This is a genomic window from Shimia sediminis (genome assembly GCF_003990645.1).
Lineage (GTDB): Bacteria > Pseudomonadota > Alphaproteobacteria > Rhodobacterales > Rhodobacteraceae > Shimia > Shimia sediminis.
Map to the genome: position 1 here is coordinate 162,839 of NZ_RYZK01000001.1, position 23,110 is coordinate 185,948.

The following is a 23,110-nucleotide window of genomic DNA, read 5'->3' on the forward strand; positions in this document are numbered from 1 at the left end:
AATGCTCGTAAGCCAGATTCTCAAGTCCAAAGGGGACCAGGGCGTCGTAACCGTAAAGCCCGGTACGCTGGTATCTGACGTAGCAAAGATTCTGGCGGAAAAGCGGATCGGCACCGTGGTTGTGTCGCCTGACGGCACCTCGGCGCAGGGCATCCTGTCGGAACGCGACATCGTGCGGGAACTGGCCAACTCGGGGTCCGGCTGCCTTGGCAAATCCGTCGACGCCTATATGACGACCGAGCTGGTGACCTGCGGCATGGGGGATGACGCCGTTCAGGTGATGGAAAAGATGACCGAAGGCCGTTTTCGCCACATGCCGGTGATGGATGGCGACACTCTGATCGGCCTGATCACGCTGGGCGACACGGTCAAGGCGCGCCTGAGCGAGCTGGCCATGGAAAAAGACGCGCTCGAAGGCATGATCATGGGGCATTGACCCCTCTGAAAGCCCAAGCAACAAAGCACGGCTCTGGCCGTGCTTTTTTTTTGCGCTGACGCGACGTTGTAAAAGACTCGGCCCAGCAGTTTCTGTCAGCCTCCTCGTCAGAGATACATCGGAGGCGACTTCATGAAGAAAATTCTGCTGACCGCTGGCCTGTCGCTTTTGGCGACCCAGGGCCTGAGTGACAGTATCGACATCCAGGAAGCCTTTGATCCAATGGGTCCCGAGGTTTTGAACTATGCGCTCTCGTCGGGCAAGAATGTCGGCTACTTTGACGAAGGGCCACGCGATGGCCAGCCGGTTCTGTTCATCGGCGGCAGCGGCACCTCGGCCTATGCCTATGCCCTGACTGGATTTCTCCGCACCCTGAGCAACGACCTCAATCTGCGGTTTGTCGGGGTGGAACGCGATGGCTACGGCGCGACGGGCCTGACCGAGGGTTATACCTATGAGATGTACGCCGCAGAGGTCGGTGAAGTGCTGCAAAGCCTTGGAATCAATGAATTTTCCGTGGTCGCAATCTCAGGTGGCGGTCCCTATGCCTCGGCGGTGGCTGCGGAGCACAAGGATCGTCTGGCGTCCTTGCACTTTTTGGCGGCCTTCTCTCAGTATGACCCCGACAATCCAGATACCAGCGGTCTTTGTGGTCTGGGAGAAGAGCGTATCACCGGGGCTGCGGCCTATTATGCGGCCAATCCGGCGGCCTGGTGGGATCTGGGTGAGAACCCGCCAACAGCGCGCATTCACGGCTTTCAGACGGTCGCCCAGAATGACGGCGCCCGCACGTTCACCATGGGCGGGCAGGCAACCAGCGGTGCCGCATTGCTGGCGGAGTTCACGCGCTATTGCACCCTGCCTGCAGCCCCATCCGAGGGAGTCACCGCGCCGGTCTACATCTATGAAGGCACCGAGGACACTTCGGTGAAATCCGTGCACGGCGATTTCTGGGCCGGGCACTACGGCAATGTCGCGGCACGGCGCACCTATGAAGGTGTCGGCCACACGGTTCAATACCGCCACTGGGATCAGGTCCTGCTGGATGTTGCGGGCATGGCCGACACATCCGTGGTCTGTGTCGATGGCACATCGACTCTGATGGCCAGCGCGGATGCGGTGGCGGCGGTTTCCGACGGCGCGACCGCCGGGATCTGTGCCTGGGCTGACTAAAACAACAGGGCAGGGGGCCGCATGAGGCCCTTTGCCATACGTAAGACTACCCACGCGTCATTGAACCCCTTGCATTTCCCGGCGCAATATTGTTGCGTGCGCCCAGACGTTTGATTGCGGAGTATTTCCATGCGTGTTGGACTTTATCCCGGAACCTTTGATCCCATCACCATGGGTCATATCGATATTATCCGCCGGGCCTCGATGCTGGTGGATAAGCTGGTGATCGGCGTGGCGATCAACCGCGACAAGGGACCGTTGTTCAATCTCGAGGAACGCGTGGCGATGATCGAGGCGGAATGCGCCAAGCTCAGCGCCGAAACCGGGACCGAGATTGTCGCCCACCCCTTTGAAAACCTACTGATCGATTGTGCCAAGGATGTTGGTGCGCAGGTCATCGTACGGGGTCTGCGGGCTGTTGCGGATTTTGAGTACGAGTTCCAGATGGTCGGCATGAACCGCGCCTTGGACTCATCCGTTGAGACGGTGTTCCTGATGGCCGAAGCCCGGCATCAGGCGATTGCTTCGAAACTGGTCAAGGAAATCGCGCGGCTGGGTGGGGACGTGTCAAAATTCGTCACCCCCATGGTCAACGAAGCCCTGCTGGAGCGTTTCGGCTAATCCACGCCTGGAAACAAGGTGTTGAAACCCCGCCACCTGGTGGGGTTTTTCCGTGTGACCCTTGCCCGTATCCATGGATCGGGTAGGGTGCCATCAAGCGAACAACAGGAGCGCGGGTATGAGTGGTTTGTTGGCCCTTCTGGATGATGTTGCGGGCATTGCCAAGGTTGCAGCGGCGTCGATCGACGATGTGGCGGCCGGAGCGGCCAAGGCCAGCGCCAAGGCCGCGGGTGCGGTGATCGACGATGCCGCCGTCACGCCGAAATATGTGCACGGGTTCGAAGCCAAGCGCGAACTGCCGATCATCTGGAAAATCGCCAAGGGGTCGATCAAGAACAAGCTGCTGATCCTGCTGCCCGCCGCGCTGATCCTTGCCAATTTTGCTCCTTGGCTGATCTCGCCGCTGTTGATGCTGGGCGGGGCCTATCTGTGCTTTGAAGGTGCCGAGAAAATCTATCACGCGCTGGTTCCGCATGACGAACACCACGTCTTTGAAGAAGACGCCCCCGGCGATCCGGCGCATCTGGAAGAGAAAAAGGCCGCAGGCGCCATCAAGACCGACTTTATTCTGTCGGCTGAAATCATGACCATCATCCTGTCGGGCATCCCGGAAAGCAATTTCTGGATGGAGGCCTCGACCCTTGCCGTTGCCGGGGTCGGTATCACGGTCGCGGTATACGGCTCGGTGGCGCTGATCGTGAAGATGGATGATGTGGGTCTCGCGATGTACGCGGGCGGAGACTATGGCTTTGTGCGTGCCATCGGCCGTGCTCTGGTGCGCGGCATGCCCTATTTCATGAAGCTTCTGACCCTGATTGGCACCGCTGCCATGCTCTGGGTCGGCGGCTCAATCGTGATCCATGGACTGGAAGAGCTGGGGTTTGGCTGGCTTGGCCATCACATCCACGACTGGGCTTATGCGCTTGGCCACATGGTCCCGGTCGCGTGGCAGGGTTTTGTCGAATGGACCTCCAAGGCTGCGATGGATGGCGTCTTTGGCGTGGCTTTGGGGCTGGTTCTGATCCCTGTGGCCACCAAGGTGCTGGCCCCGGCCTGGGGCGCCGTATTTGGCAAGGACGGATCGGCGCACTGACGCAAATCTGAGCCAAATCCCGCCGGGTGACGCCTCGTTACGGGTGACCTGTTCACGCCGCGCGCCTAGGCTTGGGGCAACAGGAGGACACCCAATGGACAGCGCGACACTGAGTGAGGTCCTTGCGGACATGCGCGAGGACGGGGGCGGGGTGACGGCCCCGGTTCCGGGCAACTGGAAACAGGGTCGCACGGCCTATGGCGGGTTTTCTGCTGCCTTGCAGCTTGCCGCAGCGCGCAGGGCTTTTCCCGACCTGCCGCCGCTGCGGTCGACCATGGTGAACTTTACCGGACCGATCTCGGTGCCGCCCAGCATCACAACCGAGATGCTGCGTCAGGGGCGCAACATCACCACATTGCGTGTGGTTTCCACGACCGAAGGCAAAACCGCAGCTTCGGCGATTTTCTCGTTTGGCAAGGCACAGGACAGCCACGTGTCCGCGACTTGCCCCGCGCCCAAGGCGAATGCGCCAGAGGACACCGAGTCGTTTTTTCCGGAAAACATGCCCAAGCTGCCGATCGGGTTTTTCAGCAACTTCGATGTGCGCCTGATCGAGGGGCATCGCCCCTTCATGGGCGCAGATCGCGGCTATACGCGAGTCTGGGCACGGCACCGGGACGCAAACCTGCACGGCACACCAGAAGGTCTGATCAGTATCGCGGATGTCTTGCCGCCCGCCGCCTTTGCCCTCTCAACCAAGATGGGTCCGAACTCGTCGGTAAACTGGATCTGCAACGTCCTGAGCGAGGACCTGTCGACACGGGACGGCTGGTGGATGATCGAAAGCAACCTGACCGCCGGGCACGACGGCTACAGCAGTCAGGTCATGCGCATGTGGAACACGCGCGGAGAGCTGGTGGTCGACGGGATGCAATCCGTGGTGATCTTTGTCTGATCAGCCCAGGATTCCCGGCCAGTTCGCTTGTCCCTTGGCAATATTTCCGGGCACGTCCTGCAACCACAACTCGCGCGCGCGAAGATTGGCGTTGAGGTAAAGCTTACCCTCGTGAATCGTCCAGGCTTCGGGCACGGTGGGCGCGAGATACCCCTTGGAAGCAGCAAAGGCGCAATAGCCGCCAAAGACGGGCGCATAGGCTTCGGGGTTGGCTTCAAAAGTTTTTGCGTTGGCGGCAGAGGCAAATTGCCAGTCCGCCCCGTTCCAGCTCACCTTGTGCGCGGCCGATCCGGCAACGGGCCTGCCGTCGGTGAAATAGGCCACGGGATCGGTGCCATTGATGGCGATGGGGTTCTGGAAAACCTGCGGTTCCGCGGCAAGAGCGGTGCGGGATGCCAGCGCAAAAGCCACCGGAGCGGCAGCAATCAGTCCAAGGGCGGTGCGGCGTGTCAGCATGGTTTTTCCTTCTGCGTTTCCTTCAACATACGCATTGCGGACCCTTGCGTAAGTCCCCCTGACACGGGTGTGATAATACCGTGAGCTGCGGGACGTAACCCGCTGAAAACAAAAGGGCACCCGCGCGGGGTGCCCTTGAAAAGTTGTTTCAGAAGTGTCTGGCTCAGAGCAGCGCTTTGGCCTTGGCCACAACGTTCTCGGCGGTGATGCCGAATTTCTCGAACAATTCACCCGCCGGGGCCGACGCGCCGAAACGGTCCATGCCGACAAAGTCCGACTTGCCGGGGCGGGCGCGTTCCCCCAACAGCCACTGATCCCAGCCCTGACGCACGGCGGCCTCGATCCCGATCCGCACAGCACTGCCTGCTGGCAGGACCTTGCGGCGATAGGCTTCGTCCTGCTGGGCAAACAGCTCCATGCAGGGCATGGACACCACGCGTGTGCCGATGCCTTCGGCTTCCAGGGCGTCACGCGCGGCCATGGCCAGCGAAACTTCGGAACCGGTGGCCATCAGGATGACCTGGCGCTTGCCGGTTGCCTCAGCCAGCACATAAGCACCTTTTGAGGTCAGGTTGGCCAGCTTGTGTTCGGTGCGCACGGTGGGCAGGTTCTGACGGGTCAGCGCCATGACCGAGGGCGTGTCCTTGGACGACAGCGCGATTTCCCAGGCTTCGGCGGTTTCCACGGTGTCCGCGGGGCGGAACACATAGGTGTTCGGTGTCGCGCGGCAAATGGCGAGGTGTTCGACCGGCTGGTGGGTCGGTCCGTCTTCGCCAACACCAATCGAGTCATGGGTCATGACAAAGACCGATGGCACCTTCATCAGCGCGGCCAGACGCATCGCGGGGCGCGCATAGTCGGTAAAGCAAAAGAACGTGCCCGAATAGGGGCGGATACCGCCGTGCAGCGCCATGCCGTTCATCGCGGCGGCCATGCCATGTTCGCGAATGCCCCAATAGACGTAGCGGCCCTTGCGGTTGTCGGTGTCAAACACGCCGAGATCCGCGGTCTTGGTGTTGTTCGAGCCAGTCAGGTCAGCCGAACCGCCCACGGTTTCCGGCATGATCGGGTTGATCGCGGCCAGTGCCATTTCGCTGGATTTGCGGGTGGCAACCGATGGTTTGTCCTCGGAGACCTGCTTTTTCAGCGCTTTGACAACGGCGGACAGCTTTTTCGGCGCGTCCAGCGCATAGGCGCGGGTAAAGCGATCCTGCTTCTGCTTGGAAATCTCGGCAAAGCGGCCTTCCCAGGCCTCACGCTCGGTCGCGCCGCGCGCACCAATGGCTTCCCACTGGGCTTTGACGTCGGCGGGCACCTCAAAGGCCCCTCCGGTCACGCCATAAGCGGCCTTGGCCGCGGCCAGTTGGTCCGCGTCGGTCAGTGCGCCGTGCCCCTTGGAAGTGTCCTGCGCCGCGTGACCCAGAGCGATGTGGGTCTTGCAGGCAATCATCGAAGGTTTCTTGGACTTCTTCGCGGCCTCGATGGCCGCATCGATGGCTTGCGGATCATGGCCGTCGATTTCCTGCACGTGCCAGCCCGACGCCTTGAAGCGTTTGACCTGATCGGTGCGATCCGACAGCTCGACAGTGCCGTCGATGGTGATGTTGTTGTTGTCCCAGAAGACAACCAGCTTGCCCAGGGAATGACGCCCGGCAAGGCCAATGGCCTCCTGGCTGATGCCCTCCATCAGGCAGCCGTCGCCCGCAATCACATAGGTGTTGTGATCGACAACCTTGCGCCCGTACTGCGCGCGCTGGATTTCCTCGGCCATGGCGAAACCAACGGCGTTGGCGATACCCTGACCCAAGGGGCCGGTGGTGGTCTCGACCGCGTCGATCAGAAAGTTCTCCGGGTGCCCTGCGGTCAGCGCGCCCATCTGGCGAAAGTTCTTGATCTGCTCAAAACTCACCTGCTTGTCGCCGCAAAGATACAGGAGCGAATAGATCAGCATCGAGCCGTGGCCCGCCGACAGGATAAACCGGTCACGGTCCGGCCACTGCGGGTTTGCCGCATCGAACTTCAGGTGTTTCTCAAACAGAACCGTCGCCACATCGGCCATGCCCATCGGCATACCTGAGTGACCGGAATTGGCGGCAGCCACGGCATCCAGCGTCAGGGTGCGGATGGCGGCAGCTTTCATCCAGTGTTCGGGGTTCTTTTCACGAAGAGCAGCGATATCCACGGGCTGTTTCCTTTGACAAGTCGCTTAAGGGTCAGCGCTCAATAGCAGGCTGATTGTGAAGATCAAGCACGTGGGCCAAGTGTCTGATTGCAAAGGGGGCGCAATTTGCCATTTCATTGGCTAATATCGGCAAAACACGGCCATTTGGCGATTCGGAGATTGCCGGGACAGGGCAGGCTCGGGTAACAGCCTAGGCGACAGACAAAGGGCCCCCGCAGAAAGGCCCGCGAGAAAGGGAAAGAGGCCCATGAGTGAAATCAGTGATCTTGAAAGCAGGATCAGCGCCGCGATGGACCGCATCAGCCGTGGTCTCGAGACGCTGCCCGCAACGCCCGTGGCCATGGACACCGGGGATGCCGAGGCGCTGGAGGCCGCGCAGGCCGAACTGGAGAACGAAAAGCTTGCCAATACCCAGCTTCAGGAACGTGTGAAAACCCTGAATGCCAAGGTCGAGGAAGTTGAGACCGCGCTTGCCGATGCCACCGATGCCGTCGAAAAGGCGGCCGAGGCCCGCGAGGCTGCCGTAACGGAACTGCGTGACGCACAGGCCGCGCACGAGGCCGCCATGGCCGAGGCCAAGGATCAAACGCCCGCCGAGCCAACCGCCGCGGTGATCGACCTCGACAGCCAGCGTGACACCATTGCGCAATTGGCCAATCGCCTGAAGCGCCTTCGCCAAACCAGCCGACAGGTGCGTGGCGCCAACCAACAACTGCGCGATGCAGCCCAAAAGAACCTGTCTGACCCGGCGCTGATCAATCAGTCACTGGCGGCTGAACTGGAAAATCTCAAAGCCATGCGCGCCGCGGAGCTGGCCGAGATGGAGGTCATCATGGCCGCCCTGCGCCCGATGCTGGGCGACACGACCACACCGACCCCCGACGATAAGGAGCAATCCTGATGCCCGAAGTAGAAATTCACATCGGTGGACGCTCGTTTGAGGTGGCCTGTCAGGAAGGCGAACAGCATTTCCTGACCTCTGCCGCCAAGATGCTGGACGACGAAGCCCAGGTTCTGGCCAGCCAGATCGGTCACATCCCCGAAGCGCGGATGCTTCTGATGGCGGGGCTGATGCTGGCCGACAAAACCGCCGGTGTCGAAGACCGCCTGCGCGAACTCGAGGCCAAGCTGGCCGAAACCGAAGGTATGCTGCAATCCCTGCAAAGCGCCGAACCGGAAAAGGTCGAAGTGGCCGTGATCCCGAACGAGGTCACCGACACTCTCGCCGAACTGGCCGCCCGTGCCGAGGCACTTGCCGCTGAGGTCGAGGAAAAGGCCGGCTGAGGCCAACATTGGCAGCCCCTGTCACGCCTCCGGGCACGATGACAGGGGCGCTCCATTAACAGTCTCAGTGCGACTGATAATGTCTGTTCAGGAAATCGGCGATCTCGGCCAGAGATGCCCTGGCTTCGGGCGTTTGTGTATAAAATTCAAAGACATGCCACATGCCTTCCCAGACCCTCAGCGTCGCATCAACCCCTGCTTCGCGCAGAGCCCGCTCAAGCCGCACACAAATTGACAGGAACAGATCGCGGGTGCCCGTGGTGATAAACACCGGTGGAAATCCTGCGTTAAAATTTCCATAGATCGGTGAAACATCCGGATGACGGCGGTCCACTTCAGCCGGTAGGTAATTGCTCTCAAAGAATGCGGTGTCTTCGGCAATCAGAAATGGGTCGCGCTTTGCAGCGAAACTGTCCCCTTTTGACCCCAGATCGGCAGCTGGTGACAGCAGTGCCAGGGCTCTTGGACCTAGGGTGCCCTCGGCACGCAGGCGCAGGGCGGTCGCCAGGGCAAAGTTGCCGCCTGCCGACTCTCCCACGATGCAGGTGTCCGGGTCCTCTTCCAGCACCGCCCGCGCCACGGCAGTGCAGGCGTCCAGACCGGCAGGAAAGGGATTTTCCGGCGCCAGAGGGTATATTGGTGCGATGACCTGTGCGCCGGTTTGTACTGCCAATGCCGCACTGATCGGGATGTCTTCAAAGGGACTGCCCAGCGCAAAGCCCCCGCCAAAGAAATAGACGATCTTGCGCGTGCCGTGTTTGCGGGGTGGGTCGATCACCATCGACGGAACACCGGCAATCACCCTGTCCGACAGTGTGACACCGGTGTCGGCAATCACGGCTTCGCAGGCTGGTGTGAAAGCCTCCCGCACCCGTGCGCGAATTTCGGACACTGGCCCTGTCAAATCTCTTGCAGGGCCAGCAAGTGTCTCAGCCACAAGGGCCTCTGCCTCGGGGCTGATCCCTGCAGGCGGCGCCAACTTTTGCTCAGGCGTTGGCTTCACGAATTTTGTCCGCCGCGTCCTTGTCATAGCCGACACCGTTCTGTTCGAACATCGTGTCCAGTTCCCCCGACAGGGTCATCTCGGTGATGATGTCGCAACCGCCGACAAATTCACCTTTGATATAAAGCTGCGGAATGGTCGGCCAGTCGGAATACTCTTTGATGCCCTGACGCACATCTTCGTCGGCCAGCACATTCACGTCAGAATAGTCTACGCCCATGTAGTTCAGCACACCGGCCACTCGGCTGGAAAAGCCACATTGCGGCATCTCTTTGGTGCCTTTCATGAACAGCACAACATCGTTGGCTTTGACGGTCTCGTCGATCCGGGTTTTTACGTCGCTCATCTGCGCGTTTCCTTTTGCATATGCGCCGCTTTGAGGCGCTGTCTTTCATCCAACAGGTCCTGAAGGATGCTGGTCGTGGTGGCATCCTGACCAAGTGCCCGTGGCGCAACCCCTTTGGGGCGGCTTTGGGACAGGGGTTTTCGTGTCTGACTTCTGAAATAGGCCTCTGCCACGGTGGCGGCAACCACCAAAAGCATCAAAACGCCTATGATCAGAAGGGCTGTGTTCATCGATCCGGCTTCTTTTTCGGCATCATTGCCTTGGTATAGGTGGATGGGTCCTTGGCGACACGCCATGACTTGCGTCGAACCACACCTTGCCGGTCACTATGTGTCTCAACGTCTATGGTGGTGTGGGTTTGCGCTTTGTTGGTGGTGGGATCGTCCCATCTGCGTTTTTGAACCGCAGACCGTGATAACGGTCTGTGCCGCTTGCTTTTGAAATAGGCTTCGGCCCCAGCTGCGACAATGATCACAAGTACCAGAGCGCCAACAATCCAAAGCGTGGTGTTCATCAATCCGGCGCTTTGGTGGTCAGTGCCAGTGCGTGCAGCGCACCGCTGTCGATGGCGGATTTCACGGTGGCGTTCACCGCGCGTTGCTGGGCGACGCGGCTCATGCCACGAAAGCTTTCGTCGATGACTTCGGCAGAGAAATGCGCGCCGTCATCGCCCATGACGGTGATTTTGGCTTCGGGAAAGCCTGTCCGGATCATCGCTTCGATATCAGATGCCAAGATGGCCATCAGTGGGAATCCTTGTAAATGCGTTGTCTTATGAATTTAGTCGCGCAGGCCGGGGGCTTCAAGCCGATGCCGGTCGCAACTGGTGAAACACCAACAACTCGACCGTTGTGCCATCGGGCTTGTGCCACAGGCTGGTGCCTTCCGGGGCAGGGGTGAACCCGGCCCGCTCATAGCTGCGGATGGCGCGCGCGTTGTGCGGGACCACGTCCAGCCAGACCCGTGGCTTGTCCAGCGCCTCAAAGGCATAGGCCACCAGGTCACGCAGGAAAGGCTGCCCCAATCCGCGATCCGTTTCATCCAGCGCCAATCGGCGCAGCTCAGCCTGATTGTCGGGGTGTGTCAGCTGGTGAAACATGGCAAATCCGGCTGGCTGGCCGTCATGCTCCCAGATCACAAAGGCTGCGTCCGGATCTGCCAGCAGTGCTGCCAGCGCCGCCTCAGGCGCATCTTCGATAAAGGCCGCGTTCTCGGGGCGTCCGGCAACGCTGCGCACAAAGGCAAAATCCGCCTCAGATGCGGGGCGCAATTTCGATTGTGTCATGGCGTGCTCCTTAACGGGACCGACAGGTAGACACCAAATTCAGTGCCGATATCGGCGCTGACCCGGGCATGCACGGCGCCCTGGCGGTCGAGAAACCGCTGCTGGTCGGTGACCGGAAAAATGCCTTCGTGCCAGATGTTTGCGTGGATATAGAGCCCTTTGGAGCCGTCACACCAAAAGGCCACAACCTTGTCCGGTGTCAGGTCATCGCCGGGCAGGGCCAAAGGCACCACAAAGGGCTTTTGATCCAGTGGGAAAAACAGCTGCCCGCCATCGGGGTGATAGTTCATATGCCACAGCAGCACCTTGGTGCGTGGCTCTGTCCGGGCCTCGGCGCTGGCCCTCTGCGGGTCCGTGGACCAGCCCAGCACGTATTCGCCGTTCACCGCCTCGTTCTCACCGTAAAGCACATCGCCCTTCCAATCGCAGCGAAAGGTGCCCTCGACAAACCCACCCTCATCCCCGGTGCCTGTGTCCACGGGCCGCCAGCCCTGCGCCGGCCACTGGGTGATCTCGATTTCAAAAGTATCGGGATCATCGACAAGGCAGCCATAGCCCCTGACGCTCTCCTCAGTGGCCACAACCAGCGGCACCTCGTGCAAGGGCAGGCTGGGCTTTTCGCTGGCATCAAACATGTAGTTGGGGCTGCTCATGACCTCTCCTCCAAGACCGACTCGAAACAACGCCCCGACTTGATGCCAGAACATCAAAAAAGGCAAGTGCTGCCGCACCTGCCTTCGTATTGCCGAAAATACTCCGGGGTGAATTGGCCGCCATGCAGCCAAGAGGGGCAGCGCCCCTCCGACCTGTTCAGCCCTTAGGCCACAGCCTCAGCAAATGCGCCCCGGAACAGCGCCGACAGTTCGCTCAATGGCGCGCCAGAGTTGCCGAACCACACGTGATCCCCGGTGAACTTGCCGACGCTGGAGACCGTAACACCGGCCCGACCGGCGTTGATCATCAGCGCCTCGGCCTGATCAAAGTTGCAGGCGACAAGGTAACGCGCCTGATCTTCACCAAACAGCTCAGCGGTATTGTCACTGTCAAGTTGAACGCCCACGCCCGCGGCCTCGGCCATTTCAAAAGCGGCCAGCGCCAGACCGCCATCGGCGATATCGGTGCAAGCCTTGATGAAATCACGGTTGTTCCGGATGAACTCGCCGTTTTTCTTCTCGGCGTCCAGATCCACATGCGGCGCGTCGCCGTCTTCGCGGTTAAAGACCTCGGCCAAGAGCGCCGACTGGCCCAGATGGCCAGAGCCTTCGCCAACCATCAACAACACATGGCCGTCACGGGCCTCGCCGTTGATCGGCTCTTCATCCGCAGCAATCAGGCCCACGGCACCGATGGTCGGGGTAGGCAGGATCGCGTTGCCGTCAGTCTCGTTGTAAAGCGACACGTTGCCTGACACGATCGGCATGTCCAGCGCGGCAACGGCTTCGCCGATACCTTTGATAGCACCGACGAACTGGCCCATGATCTCGGGCTTTTCCGGGTTGCCAAAGTTCAGGTTGTCGGTGGTGGCCAGCGGCTTGGCGCCCACGGCACAGAGGTTGCGATAGGCTTCGGCGACCGCCTGTTTGCCGCCCTCAACCGGGTTGGCCTTGACGTACCGCGGGGTCACGTCGCTGGTGAAGGCCAGCTTCTTGTTGGTGCCATGCACACGGATCATGCCCGCGCCCTGGCCGGGCAGGCGGGCGCTGTCGGCCATGACCATGGTGTCATATTGCTCATAGACCCACTGCTTGCCGGCATAATTGGGCGAGCCGATGATGGCTTTCAGCGCGTCGATGGGATCAATCTGCGGCACGCTGTCGGCGTCGAGCTCTTCGGCCTGCGGAGTCGGCACCCAGGGGCGGTCATACTCTGGCGCAGTCGACGACAGCTTGGACAGGGGCAGGTCGGCCTTGACCTCGCCATTGTGCAGAATGAGAAAACGGTCTTCTTCCATGGTTTCGCCCACGATGGCGAAATCCAGATCCCACTTCACAAACACCGCGCGCGCTTCTTCCTCCAGCTCGGGGTTCAGTACCATGAGCATGCGTTCCTGAGACTCGGACAGCATCATTTCGTAAGCCGTCATATTGTCTTCGCGCTGCGGCACGTCTTCGAGGTTCAGCTTGACGCCCAAGCCCCCCTTGTCGCCCATTTCCACGGCGGAACAGGTCAGACCAGCAGCACCCATATCCTGAATGGAGATCACCGCACCGGTCTGCATCAGCTCCAGCGTCGCCTCCATCAGGCGCTTTTCGGTAAAGGGGTCTCCGACCTGCACCGTGGGGCGTTTTTCTTCGATGGTGTCGTCAAATTCGGCCGAGGCCATGGTCGCGCCACCAACGCCGTCACGGCCGGTTTTGGCACCAAGATACACCACCGGCATGCCGACGCCCGAGGCCGCCGAATAGAAAATACTGTCAGTCTTGGCGATGCCCGCGGCAAAGGCGTTCACAAGGCAGTTGCCGTTATAGGCGGGGTGAAAACGCACTTCGCCGCCCACGGTCGGCACGCCAAAACAGTTGCCATAGCCGCCGATGCCCTCAACCACACCATTGACCAGCTGGCGGGTCTTGTGGTGGTCGGGTTCGCCAAACGACAGCGAGTTCATCGCCGCAATGGGGCGCGCGCCCATGGTGAATACATCGCGCAGGATGCCGCCCACGCCGGTTGCCGCGCCCTGATAGGGTTCGATGTAAGACGGGTGGTTGTGGCTCTCCATCTTGAAGACCACGGCGTCACCATCGCCAATGTCCACGATCCCGGCGTTTTCACCGGGGCCACAGATCACTTGCGGGCCGTCCGTCGGCAGGGTGCGCAGGTGGATTTTCGAGGACTTGTAAGAACAGTGCTCGTTCCACATGGCCGAGAAAATGCCCATCTCGGTGAACGTCGGGTCCCGTCCCAGGATGTTGATCACTTCGGCGTATTCGTCAGGCGTGAAACCATGGGCTGCGATGACCTCATCGGTGATAACCGGATCTTGCATGTCGAGAGATTCCCCAAGTGTGGCGTGTTACGGGGCTTTTAGGTCAGTCGCGCCTTAAGGGAAAGGGTAAACGCGTCGCAGTCAGAACCTCTGGCCGACATAGATATAGATGGTCTCGTCATCTTCGTCGTTATAGGCCACATCCACCGAGAAATCGGCGTCGAACTTTCTGCTGAGTTTAAAGCGCAGCCCCACACCCCCGGCCACATGCACGCCATCCGAGCTGAAATCACCAAAGTCGGCACCGGTCACCCCAATCCCGGCAAAGGCCACGGCGCGGAACCGGTCACTCAGCTGCTGGCGCACCTCGATCTGGCCCGAGGCCAGCGCCTCGTCGTAATACTGCGTCGCCGGAAAGCCGCGAAACCCGTCCGTTCCACCCAGCGAGCACAGGTCGAAAAACGGCGTCTCGTCGCTGGCAACACAGGCCGAAGCCCGCGCGGCCAACACGGTACGTTCCGAGATCGAATGATAGTGCGAGTAATTCACGAAGCTTTTGGAGTAATCGCGCGACGGGCCGCTGACTTCGGTGCCGCCGATGATCTCAAAATCCAAAAGGTGCCCGTCACGCGGATACAAGGAATCCGATCGTGTGTCCCACTTGGCCACCAACCCGAAATTGGCGATCTCCAGCGCCAGAGCTGACCTGATACCCGGCGGCAGGACTGCGCCGCTCAATTCCGTGATCCTGGTATCAAAATAGCGAAAACTGACCCCGAACGACAATTCCGAGGTCACCCCGTACAGAAAACTGCCGCTGGCCACCGTGCCGGTTTGACGGACGGGCAGGGGGATGCCCGCGACATAGAGGTCATAGTTCAGGTCCCCCTCCATCGCCAAAAGGTTCAGCTGCCAGCGATTGTTGTCCCAGGCCAGCGAAGCCGAGGCACCATAGCCCTCGGTCCCGTTGTCACTGCCAAGCGCACCAACCCCGAGGATCGACGTGTTGCTGTTTTCGTCCGTTTGATAGAGATAGCCCAACCCCAGCGCGAGACCGGTGCCAAAGATCGGGTTTCTAAAGGGGATCGGCGCGACGACAAAGCTGCCCTCGCGAATGCCAAAATCCGTTTCGGTCACCTCTTCGAGGTCCTCAAGGATATCAAGCGCTTCGTTCCCGGCATTGTCTGCCAAAGAAAAAGTGGGGCCAAACCCGATCAGGCTGGCCACCACCAATGTGCGTCCCGCGGCCAGGGCTGATGCCGGGCAAAGCCGCGAGAGAGTTTCAGGCCGCCATAGCCTCATGGTTCATACCTCTATGGCTGCCCCTCAGGCCCTGATCAATCAGGACCCTTCGGCGGGGCAGAGGGGCCACCTTCCTGTTGCTGCGAGGCCGCCGCAGCAGCACCTGCGGCTGCCAGCTGCTTCTTCTCGTCGTCACTCATGTCCTCGGCATGCTCCATACCCGGAATGGCAACACGCACTTCGCGGCGGGCAAAGTCGATGCCTGCGGCCTCGAACTCGGATTTGACCTTGTTGTAGATCTCCTTGCGGATCATGAACTGTTTGCCCGGCTTGGCCATGAACTTGCCGCGCATCACCATGCCGACATCGTCGATGTCAAACACACCCTGCGATTTGAAGGGTTGCAGGAAGTCGTCCTTGAACAGCTCGTTCTCCATCATTTCCTGACCGATCTTCTTGAAGATCTTCTTGACCTTGTTGGGATCGGTGTCAAAGGGCACGGTGAACTTGAGCTTCATGATCACCCAGTCGCGGCTGTAGTTGGTCAGCTGCGGGATCTCGCCATAGGGGATGGTGTGGACCGGGCCACGGTGGTGACGCAGCTGCATGGACCGGATCGAGATTTTCTCGACCGCGCCCATGGTCCCTGCGATTTCCACGTATTCCCCCACGCGGAACGCGTCATCCACCAGGAAGAACACGCCCGAAACCACGTCGCTGACCAGCTTCTGCGCGCCAAAGCCGATGGCCAGGCCAATCACCCCGGCACCAGCCAGGAGCGGCGTGATGTCAACGCCGAGATTGCCAATGGCCAGCAGGCCAAAGACCACGATGATCGCAGTGCGGGCACTGAGCAGCATCAGCGGCAGAACCGTCGACAAACGCGAGCCACTGGCCCCGCCCATCTCGGCGTCAGCGTCTTCCTGGCTCATGCCGGCGGCGGTCATTTCCTTGGCCAGCCGACGGTTGATCCACAGCGAGACACCTTCATAGACCACGTAGCCAACGACAGCCGTCATGGCAAAGCCGAACAGGTTGTCCGCGATACCCGAGGATTCATGCACAAGAGTGCGGAAATCCGCATCCCAGGCGTTGGCGATCATGATGATGATGATGCCAAACGCCAGCACGCGCCCAATGCGGATATAGCCGCGTTTGGTGGCACGATAGGCGTCTTCCGCCACGGGGCCTTCGCCCAGCATCGGCGGCACCACGTGGCGCACGACGCCGCGAATGGCGGTGTCGATGACCGGAGCCGCAAGCAGGATCGCCAGCGTGAAGTAATGCGCGCCTCCCAGCAGCAGGTTGGTCATGCGCAGGCCGACAATGGTGCTGACCAAGAGGAAGGTAAACACCGCGACACCCATCGCGAAGAACGGGTAATAGTGCGATACTTTACGGTCGAACTCGGTGACATCCGGGTCTGTACCCAGCATCATCTGGCGCAGACCATCGCGGGCCGTCCAGGCGATGAAGATCACATAGAGGTAGACAGCTGAATCCAGCCAGAACCCGATCCGGGTTTCGCCAATACCGATCCCGTTGCGCGCGTTAAAGCCCACGATAAACAGGGTAAAGCCGGACAACAGGAAAATTCCCACCACGTTGCGGTGCAGGAAGCCTGCGGTGCTGTCATCGACGTTCACCAGCCGCCGGTCAGCCCGTGCAGGTGCCAACAGGAACCGCGAGAACGCCGCCGCAACACGGGGCATCCAGATCATCGAGGTCACGAAAGGCGCGGCAAAGCTCAGTTGCAATGGCGACAACAGGGGGCGACCCACCAGACGGATCGTCACATAGAAAATGATAAGACCCAGGATCTCGCGCAGGAACCGGCGGAACAGGAACTTGACTGCGGACCACAGGCTGTCCTGATTGTCCTGATCGTTTTCGCCTTCCAGTTTAAAGCGGTGGTTGATCGCGGCGCGCAAAACACGTTCCACGGCATAGGCCACCGCCAGCACAAAGGCGATCAATCCAAACAGGGTCAACACGCCAGAGCCGCCGCCAAACTTCTGGGCGAACGCGGCAAAGGCCTCGCCCTGCCTTTCAAACAGGATCGGCAGTTTCTTGACGGCGCCGATCGAGGGGCTGGTGACCGCAGACCACAGTATGGCCAGACGATCTGAGAGCGGTGGCTTGGCCTGTGCGGCCCCGGATTCGGCGGCCACGGCATCCATTTGCTGCAACAGGAATGCGCGCACCTCGTCGTCGGACATTCGCGCCACCATCGCGTCGATGGCCTCTTTGGTCATCTCTTCGGGAATGGGAGGAGCGGCGGACTCGGCGTCAGCCCCTCCGGTTGCTGCGGTTAGCGGCAGGGTCTGCGCCTGACCCGTCGACGGTGTAACCGCCGCGAGGCCGCAGACAATCGCAAGTGTCAGCAGGATACGATACATGAAAAGCGCCCTTGTTAAATCGAAATACAGGGCGACAATAACAAGCTTGGCTCTATTTGCACCCGGTTTTTGTTGCGCAACATCGTGGCATTTTTGGCCGGACGTGGTGCAAAGGCGGGCGGCAAAAAAAAGGGCCGAGCACTAAGCTCGGCCGAAGTCCAACAGGGAGGTATAAAGATGATGCGCTTTTAAGCAATCACCGTCTTCATGAGGTCAATTAGGCATCAGTTTTGAATCGTTCAAGAAAAACTAGACTGCTTTCGCAGCATGCCCGCTATGCATTTTTTGCATAGCTTACAGTTTTCCCTTTTCTCTCAATTGCTTGCGGTGTGAAATGATTTCTTCCTGCACAAAGTCCCGGAACGCCGCAATCCGCTTGGATTGGCGCAATTCCTCCGGATAGGCCAGAAAAACCGGGATTTCACCGGAATCAACTTCCGGCAGAATCCGGACCAATTGCGGGAAGTCTTCGGTCACATAGTCCGGCAGAACCCCAACGCCCAGGTCATGCAGAACCGCCTGCAGCACCCCGAAATAATTGTTCACATACAGAACCGAGGGAATGTCGTTGCTCAGCAACGTCTGCACCAGATTCGCCCCGGCGCCAACCTGGGCCGAGCCGACATTCTGACAAATCAGCCGGTGATTGCCGAGATCCGAAGGCGTTTCCGGTTTGCCATGGGCCTCGATATACTTTGGCGTCGCAAACAACCGCATGTGCACGCTCATCAACCGCTTGCGGATCAGATCGGCCTGGCTGGGTTCTTTCATGCGGATCGCCACGTCAGCTTCGCGCATCGGCAGGTCCAGCACCTTTTCCTCCAGCATCAGGTCGATGTTGAGATCCGGGTACTTCTCGTAAAGCTTGGGCAGGCGCGGGGCCAGCCAAAGGGTGCCGAACCCGATGGTCGTGGTGACGCGCAGCTCACCAAACACTTCTTCTTCACTGTCACGGATGCGCGCCGCCGCCGCATCCAGACGCTTGGTCATGGATTTTGTGGCATCAAACAGCAACTCACCCTGTTCAGTGAGAATCAGTCCCCGCGCATGGCGGTGAAACAGGGTGGCATTCAGGCTCTCTTCCAGCGCGCGGATCTGCCGGGACACGGCGGATTGCGACAAATGCAGCGTGTCCCCCGCATGGGTCAGGCTGCCCGCATCCGCAACCGCGTGAAAGATTCTGAGTTTGTCCCAATCCATATCCGCAACTTTCGTTATCCCAACGCATGTCTAGGCGAAACAGACCAAAAACGGAACCGCCCTTGCGGTCAGGATGTGTGAAGATCACAGAATTTTGTTGTTAGGTCATAATTTATGACCTAAAATAGACCTATATTAAACATTGAGAAAATCATGCGAGGGGAGGCGTGGGATGAGTATCCAGAGTGTATCGCTGAACGACAGGTTCGACCTGGAAAAGACCAATGTGCTGTTGAATGGCACGCAGGCGCTGGTGCGGCTCATGCTGATGCAAAAGGTACGCGATGCCGCTGCCGGGCTGAACACCGCCGGGTATGTCACCGGCTATCGCGGCTCGCCTTTGGGCGCGGTCGACAGCCAGATGATGCGCGCCGAACGGGAACTGAAAGAGCATGACGTGCTGTTTCAGTCCGGCCTGAACGAAGATCTTGCGGCCACGGCGCTCTGGGGTGCGCAACAGGCCGAACTGCGCGGCGAGGGCAAGTTCGACGGCGTCTATGGCCTCTGGTACGGCAAGGGCCCGGGCGTGGACCGCACCGGTGACGTCATGCGTCATGCCAACATGGCGGGAACATCGACCAATGGCGGCGTGCTGATGGCCATGGGCGACGACCACACCGGCGAAAGCTCGACCGTGCTGCACCAGTCCGAATGGGCGCTGGTGGATGCCTATATGCCCATCGTCTCTCCTGCAGGTGTGCAGGAGATCATGGACTACGGCCTCTATGGCATTGCTCTGTCGCGCTTTGCCGGGGTCTGGGTGGGTCTCAAGACCATGAAGGACACGATCGAGGCGACATCGGTGGTCAACGGCGATCCCCACCGCCTGTCCTTTGTGAACCCAGATTTCGACATGCCCGAGGGCGGGCTGAATATCCGTCTTGTCGACACGCCCCACGCGCAAGAAGCGCGGATGATCGACTATAAACGCTTTGCCGCCGAGGCGTTTTCCCGCGCCAACAAGATGGACAAACGTGTCTGGGGCAAACCCGGTGCCAAGATCGGCTTTGTTGCGGCTGGCAAGAACTGGCTCGACCTGGAACATGCCCTGGCGCTGCTTGGCATTGACGAAGGCGAAGCCGAGCGTCTTGGCATCACCACCTACAAGATCGGCCAGACCTTCCCGCTCGACATGAAAGGGTTCAGCGACTGGGCCGAAGGGCTTGATCTGGTTGTTATCGTTGAAGAAAAACGCAAACTGATCGAGGTGCAGGTCAAAGAGGCCATCTTTGATGACCGCCGTGGCCGCCGGGTTTACGGCTGGCACAAAGGTGGTGGCGCAGGGTCCATGCATGGGCCAGAGCTGTTCCCGACCCGTGGTGCGCTCGATCCGATCATGATTGCCGCCAAGCTGGGGGAAATCCTGATCGAAGAGGGGCGCGGCACCGAAGGCGTCAAGGCCGGGATGCAATCCCTGGACGATGCCCGCCGCGCCGACAACGCCGAAGACATCGCCACGCGCACGCCGTGGTTCTGTTCGGGTTGTCCGCACAACTCGTCCACCAAATTGCCCGAGGGCAGCCGCGCCTATGCCGGGATCGGCTGTCACTACATGGTGCAGTGGATGGACCGCGAGACCACCGGCTTTACCCATATGGGGGGCGAGGGCGCGAACTGGATCGGCGAGGCGCCGTTTTCCAACCGTGACCACGTGTTCCAGAACCTCGGCGATGGCACCTACAACCACTCTGGCGTTCAGGCCATCCGCGCAGCCCTCGCCGCGGGCACCAACATCACCTACAAAATCCTGTTCAACGACGCCGTCGCCATGACCGGCGGTCAGGCCAATGACGGTGATCTCTCGCCCCAGCGTATCGCCAATGAGGTGATGGCCATGGGCGTCGAACACCTTGCCGTGGTCTATGATGACAAAGAAGATCTCGACAAATCCGGCTTTCCACAGGGGGTCCAGTTCCACGAACGTGAATACCTCATGCCGGTTCAGGAAGAGTTCAGCAAAATCAAAGGTGTGTCTGCCATTGTTTATGTGCAGACCTGCGCCTCGGAAAAACGCCGCCGTCGCAAGCGGGGACTGTTTCCTGATCCAGACAAGCGGGTCTTTATCAATACCGACGTCTGCGAGGGCTGCGGCGATTGCGGGGTACAGTCGAACTGTATCTCGATCGAACCGGTGGAAACCGAACTGGGTCGCAAACGCGCCATCAACCAATCCTCCTGCAACAAGGATTTCTCCTGCGTCAACGGCTTCTGTCCGTCGTTCCTGACCATCGAAGGCGGCAGCATTCGCAAAGAGGCCACCGCCAGCCTTGATCTGCCCGACATGCCCGAGCCTCAGATCAACACCATCGACGGCACCCACAACGTGGTCATCACCGGCGTCGGCGGCACCGGCGTTGTGACCATCGGCGCGGTGCTGGCACAGGCCGCGCAGATCGACGGCAAGGCCGCAGGCATGATGGAGATGGCAGGCCTCGCGCAAAAGGGCGGCGCCGTGCACATCCACTGCCGTCTGGCCGAAACCCCCGAAGACATCAGCGCCATCCGCGTTGCCACCGGGGAATGTGACACGCTGATCGGCGGCGATCTGGTGGTAAGTGCGGGGGCCAAGACCCTTGGCCTGACCTCCACGGGCCGCACAGGGGCTGTGGTGAACAGTCACGAGATCATCACCGGCAACTTTACCCAGGACACCGAATTTACCTTACCCACCAACCGCTTGGAGGTCGCTCTTGAGGCGCGTCTGCGCGAGGGTCTGGCGCTGTTTGATGCCTCTGAGCTGGCCCGCGTCGTGCTGGGGGACTCGATCTTTTCCAACATGATGATCTTTGGCGGTGCCTGGCAAAAGGGTCTGATCCCTGTCAGCCTCGAGGCGATCCGTCAGGCCATCACCGTCAACGGCGCCGCCGTGGAACGCAACCTGCGGGCCTTTGAAATCGGTCGCTGGGCCGTGCTCTACCCCGAGGATGCCGCAAAGATGCTGTCGCCCACCGTGGTGCAACTGCCCAAGTCGCTGGACGAGAAAATCACCTTCCGCGCCGACCATCTGGTGAAGTACCAGGGCAAGGGGCTGGCCAAACGTTACCGCAAGCTGGTCGATCAGGCCGCCGATCCCAAGCTGAAAGAGGCCATCGCCCTCGGCTATCACAAGCTCCTGTCTTACAAGGACGAATACGAGGTCGCGCGCCTGCATCTGGAAAGCCGCGCCAAGGCGGCCGAGGTTTTCGACGGCGATTTCACCGTCAAATACCACCTCGCCCCGCCCATGCTGACCTCCGAAGGCCCCAATGGCCGTCCGCGCAAGAAAGAATATGGGCCAAGCATGGAACGCTGGTTCCGCCTGCTGGCCCGCATGAAATCCTTGCGCGGCACGCCGTTTGACATCTTTGGCCGCACCGCGGAACGCAAGATGGAGCGCGCGCTGATCAAGCAATACGAAAGCGACATGCGCGCTATCCTGCGTGATCACGCCACCAACGCCCCGGATGCCGCCATTGCCCTGGCCGAACTGCCCCTGCAGATCCGCGGCTTTGGCCCGGTCAAGCAAGCCAATGAGGCCAAGGCCGCCAAACGCCGCGAGGAATGCCTCGCCGCGCTGCGCGGGGGCGACGCACAGCCCAAGGCCGCGGAATAGTGTCCGGCTTGTAACGCTTTTGTCATAGCGTCACTTTAGGCTCTTCTCAGGCGCGCCGTTCCTTCTTATACGGCGCGCCTGAGGAACATGCCGGCCCAGGACAGATGCACAGCAACGTCACACGCGAAATCAGCTATGCCCATTCCGCCACCACGCGGGGCGGGCGTACGGTCATTCGGGCGCTGGAAAACGCCACCGGACGCCTTGGCCTGATCAAACGCGCGGCAGGTTACGAAGTTGAGGTGGCGGGCGGCCGCGATTTCTGGTGCGTCATGATGGAGCGCTACGGGCTGTCGCTGAACGTCATCGGTGGCACGCTCGACAATATCCCCAAAACCGGCCCGCTCTTGCTGGTGGCCAATCACCCCTTTGGCATCCTCGACGGCATGATGATGGGCCATATGCTCAGCCAGGTGCGCGGCGATTTTCGCATTCTCGCCAACAACGTCTTTCAAAAGGCGGATGAGGTCAGCCGCATCGTCCTGCCGATTTCCTTCGACGACACCAAAGAGGCGGTGCGCCTGAACCTGCAGACCCGCAAGGTGGCGCTGGACTATCTGGGGCAGGGCGGGGCGATTGGCATCTTTCCCGGTGGCACCGTGTCAACTGCCGCCAAACCCTTTGGCCGCCCGCTGGATCCCGGCTGGCGCAGCTTTACCGCGCGCATGATCGCCAAGTCCAACGCGCAGGTGGTGCCGGTCTATTTCGAAGGCCACACCAGCCGCCTGTTTCAGGTTGCCAGCCACCTGCACAGCACCCTGCGGCTGGGCCTCTTGATCAAGGAATTCGGCAAACGCGTGGATGAACCGGTCGAGGCCGCGATCGGCACACCGATCCCAGCAAGCGAAATTCAGCAATTTGCGGGCGACTCCAAAGGGCTGATGGACTTCCTGCGCCAACGGACCTATGACTTGTCGCCAAGACCCTTGCCTGCCAATGGCTATGGGTTTGAGTTCGAGGAAAAGCACCGGGCCTGAAGG

Annotated in this window: 22 protein-coding genes; 9 read left to right on the plus strand and 13 right to left on the minus strand. The window is 60.3% G+C overall.

All coding sequences use genetic code 11. The features are described 5' to 3' along the window. Nucleotide 1: 1 nt before the first annotated feature. The 5 genes from EK369_RS00835 to EK369_RS00855 all read left to right on the plus strand — a co-directional run bounded on the left by EK369_RS00835 (nt 2) and on the right by EK369_RS00855 (nt 4,218). The gene (locus EK369_RS00835; protein ID WP_127111795.1) at nt 2-436 is read left to right on the plus strand and encodes a CBS domain-containing protein; all 435 of its coding nucleotides are present in this window, start codon (nt 2-4) and stop codon (nt 434-436) included. Nucleotides 437-568: 132 nt separating this feature from the next. Then, a complete protein-coding gene (locus EK369_RS00840) occupies nt 569-1,609 on the plus strand; it encodes an alpha/beta fold hydrolase (protein ID WP_127111796.1) in 1,041 nt (346 codons plus the stop codon). A gap of 129 nt (nt 1,610-1,738) precedes the next feature. Next, a complete protein-coding gene (gene coaD / locus EK369_RS00845) occupies nt 1,739-2,230 on the plus strand; it encodes a pantetheine-phosphate adenylyltransferase (protein WP_127111797.1) in 492 nt (163 codons plus the stop codon). A gap of 118 nt (nt 2,231-2,348) precedes the next feature. Then, complete coding sequence (locus EK369_RS00850; protein ID WP_127111798.1) at nt 2,349-3,323, plus strand: DUF808 domain-containing protein; 975 nt, start codon at nt 2,349-2,351, stop codon at nt 3,321-3,323. Between the two features lie 94 nt (nt 3,324-3,417). Beyond that, nucleotides 3,418-4,218, plus strand: coding sequence for an acyl-CoA thioesterase (locus tag EK369_RS00855; RefSeq protein ID WP_127111799.1), 801 nt, complete (start codon nt 3,418-3,420; stop codon nt 4,216-4,218). Here the strand turns inward: EK369_RS00855 and EK369_RS00860 are convergent, their stop codons facing one another. Together EK369_RS00860 and tkt are read right to left on the minus strand one after the other, a co-directional pair. After that, nucleotides 4,219-4,674 (minus strand): YHS domain-containing (seleno)protein, encoded by a 456-nt coding sequence (locus EK369_RS00860; protein ID WP_127111800.1) that lies wholly within the window; start codon nt 4,672-4,674, stop codon nt 4,219-4,221. 163 nt (nt 4,675-4,837) lie between these two features. Continuing rightward, complete coding sequence (tkt, locus tag EK369_RS00865) at nt 4,838-6,856, minus strand: transketolase (RefSeq protein ID WP_127111801.1); 2,019 nt, start codon at nt 6,854-6,856, stop codon at nt 4,838-4,840. A gap of 247 nt (nt 6,857-7,103) precedes the next feature. Between tkt and EK369_RS00870 the strand changes: the two genes are divergently transcribed. Next, the gene (locus EK369_RS00870; protein WP_127111802.1) at nt 7,104-7,757 is read left to right on the plus strand and encodes a hypothetical protein; all 654 of its coding nucleotides are present in this window, start codon (nt 7,104-7,106) and stop codon (nt 7,755-7,757) included. Next, nucleotides 7,757-8,140: a cell division protein ZapA gene (locus EK369_RS00875; protein WP_127111803.1), complete on the plus strand. Its 384-nt coding sequence runs from the start codon at nt 7,757-7,759 to the stop codon at nt 8,138-8,140. Before EK369_RS00870 ends, EK369_RS00875 begins: the two co-directional genes overlap by 1 nt. Nucleotides 8,141-8,204: 64 nt before the next feature. Here EK369_RS00875 and EK369_RS00880 read toward each other — a convergent pair whose 3' ends face one another. The 11 genes from EK369_RS00880 to EK369_RS00930 form a co-directional block, all read right to left on the minus strand. Continuing rightward, nucleotides 8,205-9,143 (minus strand): alpha/beta hydrolase, encoded by a 939-nt coding sequence (locus EK369_RS00880; RefSeq protein WP_164726778.1) that lies wholly within the window; start codon nt 9,141-9,143, stop codon nt 8,205-8,207. Beyond that, entirely contained in the window at nt 9,127-9,489 is a 363-nt protein-coding gene (gene grxD, locus EK369_RS00885; RefSeq protein WP_127111805.1) for a Grx4 family monothiol glutaredoxin, read from the minus strand. Before grxD ends, EK369_RS00880 begins: the two co-directional genes overlap by 17 nt. Next, nucleotides 9,486-9,719: a hypothetical protein gene (locus EK369_RS00890; RefSeq protein WP_127111806.1), complete on the minus strand. Its 234-nt coding sequence runs from the start codon at nt 9,717-9,719 to the stop codon at nt 9,486-9,488. The genes grxD and EK369_RS00890 overlap by 4 nt, the downstream gene beginning before the upstream one ends. Then, entirely contained in the window at nt 9,716-10,003 is a 288-nt protein-coding gene (locus EK369_RS00895; RefSeq protein ID WP_127111807.1) for a hypothetical protein, read from the minus strand. Before EK369_RS00895 ends, EK369_RS00890 begins: the two co-directional genes overlap by 4 nt. Next, nucleotides 10,003-10,233, minus strand: coding sequence for a BolA/IbaG family iron-sulfur metabolism protein (locus tag EK369_RS00900; RefSeq protein WP_127111808.1), 231 nt, complete (start codon nt 10,231-10,233; stop codon nt 10,003-10,005). The genes EK369_RS00895 and EK369_RS00900 overlap by 1 nt, the downstream gene beginning before the upstream one ends. A gap of 58 nt (nt 10,234-10,291) precedes the next feature. Then, the gene (locus EK369_RS00905; protein WP_127111809.1) at nt 10,292-10,774 is read right to left on the minus strand and encodes a GNAT family N-acetyltransferase; all 483 of its coding nucleotides are present in this window, start codon (nt 10,772-10,774) and stop codon (nt 10,292-10,294) included. Beyond that, on the minus strand, nt 10,771-11,427 hold the full coding sequence (locus EK369_RS00910; RefSeq protein WP_127111810.1) for an ureidoglycolate lyase: 657 nt from the start codon (nt 11,425-11,427) through the stop codon (nt 10,771-10,773). Before EK369_RS00910 ends, EK369_RS00905 begins: the two co-directional genes overlap by 4 nt. Nucleotides 11,428-11,591: 164 nt before the next feature. After that, on the minus strand, nt 11,592-13,757 hold the full coding sequence (gene purL / locus EK369_RS00915) for a phosphoribosylformylglycinamidine synthase subunit PurL (protein ID WP_127111811.1): 2,166 nt from the start codon (nt 13,755-13,757) through the stop codon (nt 11,592-11,594). 81 nt (nt 13,758-13,838) lie between these two features. After that, entirely contained in the window at nt 13,839-14,999 is a 1,161-nt protein-coding gene (locus tag EK369_RS00920) for a BamA/TamA family outer membrane protein (protein ID WP_127111812.1), read from the minus strand. Between the two features lie 35 nt (nt 15,000-15,034). Next, nucleotides 15,035-17,338, minus strand: a complete 2,304-nt coding sequence (locus EK369_RS00925) for a mechanosensitive ion channel family protein (protein ID WP_127111813.1) — start codon at nt 17,336-17,338, stop codon at nt 15,035-15,037. Nucleotides 17,339-17,632: 294 nt separating this feature from the next. After that, nucleotides 17,633-18,538, minus strand: coding sequence for a LysR family transcriptional regulator (locus EK369_RS00930; RefSeq protein ID WP_127111814.1), 906 nt, complete (start codon nt 18,536-18,538; stop codon nt 17,633-17,635). A gap of 172 nt (nt 18,539-18,710) precedes the next feature. Here EK369_RS00930 and EK369_RS00935 point away from each other — a divergent pair, with 172 nt between their 5' ends. Together EK369_RS00935 and EK369_RS00940 are read left to right on the plus strand one after the other, a co-directional pair. Beyond that, nucleotides 18,711-22,130, plus strand: coding sequence for an indolepyruvate ferredoxin oxidoreductase family protein (locus EK369_RS00935; protein WP_127111815.1), 3,420 nt, complete (start codon nt 18,711-18,713; stop codon nt 22,128-22,130). A gap of 104 nt (nt 22,131-22,234) precedes the next feature. After that, complete coding sequence (locus tag EK369_RS00940; protein ID WP_127111816.1) at nt 22,235-23,107, plus strand: lysophospholipid acyltransferase family protein; 873 nt, start codon at nt 22,235-22,237, stop codon at nt 23,105-23,107. Nucleotides 23,108-23,110 lie beyond the last annotated feature (3 nt).

Bases quoted from the DNA above. Each gene is read 5' to 3' on its own strand.
- EK369_RS00940 (WP_127111816.1), top strand. From the start codon at position 22,235: ATGCACAGCAACGTCACACGCGAAATCAGCTATGCCCATTCCGCCACC.
- EK369_RS00900 (WP_127111808.1), bottom strand. From the start codon at position 10,233: ATGGCCATCTTGGCATCTGATATCGAAGCGATGATCCGGACAGGCTTT.
- EK369_RS00920 (WP_127111812.1), bottom strand. From the start codon at position 14,999: ATGAGGCTATGGCGGCCTGAAACTCTCTCGCGGCTTTGCCCGGCATCA.
- EK369_RS00910 (WP_127111810.1), bottom strand. From the start codon at position 11,427: ATGAGCAGCCCCAACTACATGTTTGATGCCAGCGAAAAGCCCAGCCTG.
- EK369_RS00870 (WP_127111802.1), top strand. From the start codon at position 7,104: ATGAGTGAAATCAGTGATCTTGAAAGCAGGATCAGCGCCGCGATGGAC.
- EK369_RS00840 (WP_127111796.1), top strand. From the start codon at position 569: ATGAAGAAAATTCTGCTGACCGCTGGCCTGTCGCTTTTGGCGACCCAG.
- EK369_RS00890 (WP_127111806.1), bottom strand. From the start codon at position 9,719: ATGAACACAGCCCTTCTGATCATAGGCGTTTTGATGCTTTTGGTGGTT.
- EK369_RS00925 (WP_127111813.1), bottom strand. From the start codon at position 17,338: ATGTATCGTATCCTGCTGACACTTGCGATTGTCTGCGGCCTCGCGGCG.
- EK369_RS00875 (WP_127111803.1), top strand. From the start codon at position 7,757: ATGCCCGAAGTAGAAATTCACATCGGTGGACGCTCGTTTGAGGTGGCC.
- coaD (WP_127111797.1), top strand. From the start codon at position 1,739: ATGCGTGTTGGACTTTATCCCGGAACCTTTGATCCCATCACCATGGGT.
- EK369_RS00895 (WP_127111807.1), bottom strand. From the start codon at position 10,003: ATGAACACCACGCTTTGGATTGTTGGCGCTCTGGTACTTGTGATCATT.
- purL (WP_127111811.1), bottom strand. From the start codon at position 13,757: ATGCAAGATCCGGTTATCACCGATGAGGTCATCGCAGCCCATGGTTTC.
- grxD (WP_127111805.1), bottom strand. From the start codon at position 9,489: ATGAGCGACGTAAAAACCCGGATCGACGAGACCGTCAAAGCCAACGAT.
- EK369_RS00835 (WP_127111795.1), top strand. From the start codon at position 2: ATGCTCGTAAGCCAGATTCTCAAGTCCAAAGGGGACCAGGGCGTCGTA.
- EK369_RS00905 (WP_127111809.1), bottom strand. From the start codon at position 10,774: ATGACACAATCGAAATTGCGCCCCGCATCTGAGGCGGATTTTGCCTTT.
- EK369_RS00930 (WP_127111814.1), bottom strand. From the start codon at position 18,538: ATGGATTGGGACAAACTCAGAATCTTTCACGCGGTTGCGGATGCGGGC.
- EK369_RS00850 (WP_127111798.1), top strand. From the start codon at position 2,349: ATGAGTGGTTTGTTGGCCCTTCTGGATGATGTTGCGGGCATTGCCAAG.
- EK369_RS00855 (WP_127111799.1), top strand. From the start codon at position 3,418: ATGGACAGCGCGACACTGAGTGAGGTCCTTGCGGACATGCGCGAGGAC.
- EK369_RS00935 (WP_127111815.1), top strand. From the start codon at position 18,711: ATGAGTATCCAGAGTGTATCGCTGAACGACAGGTTCGACCTGGAAAAG.
- EK369_RS00860 (WP_127111800.1), bottom strand. From the start codon at position 4,674: ATGCTGACACGCCGCACCGCCCTTGGACTGATTGCTGCCGCTCCGGTG.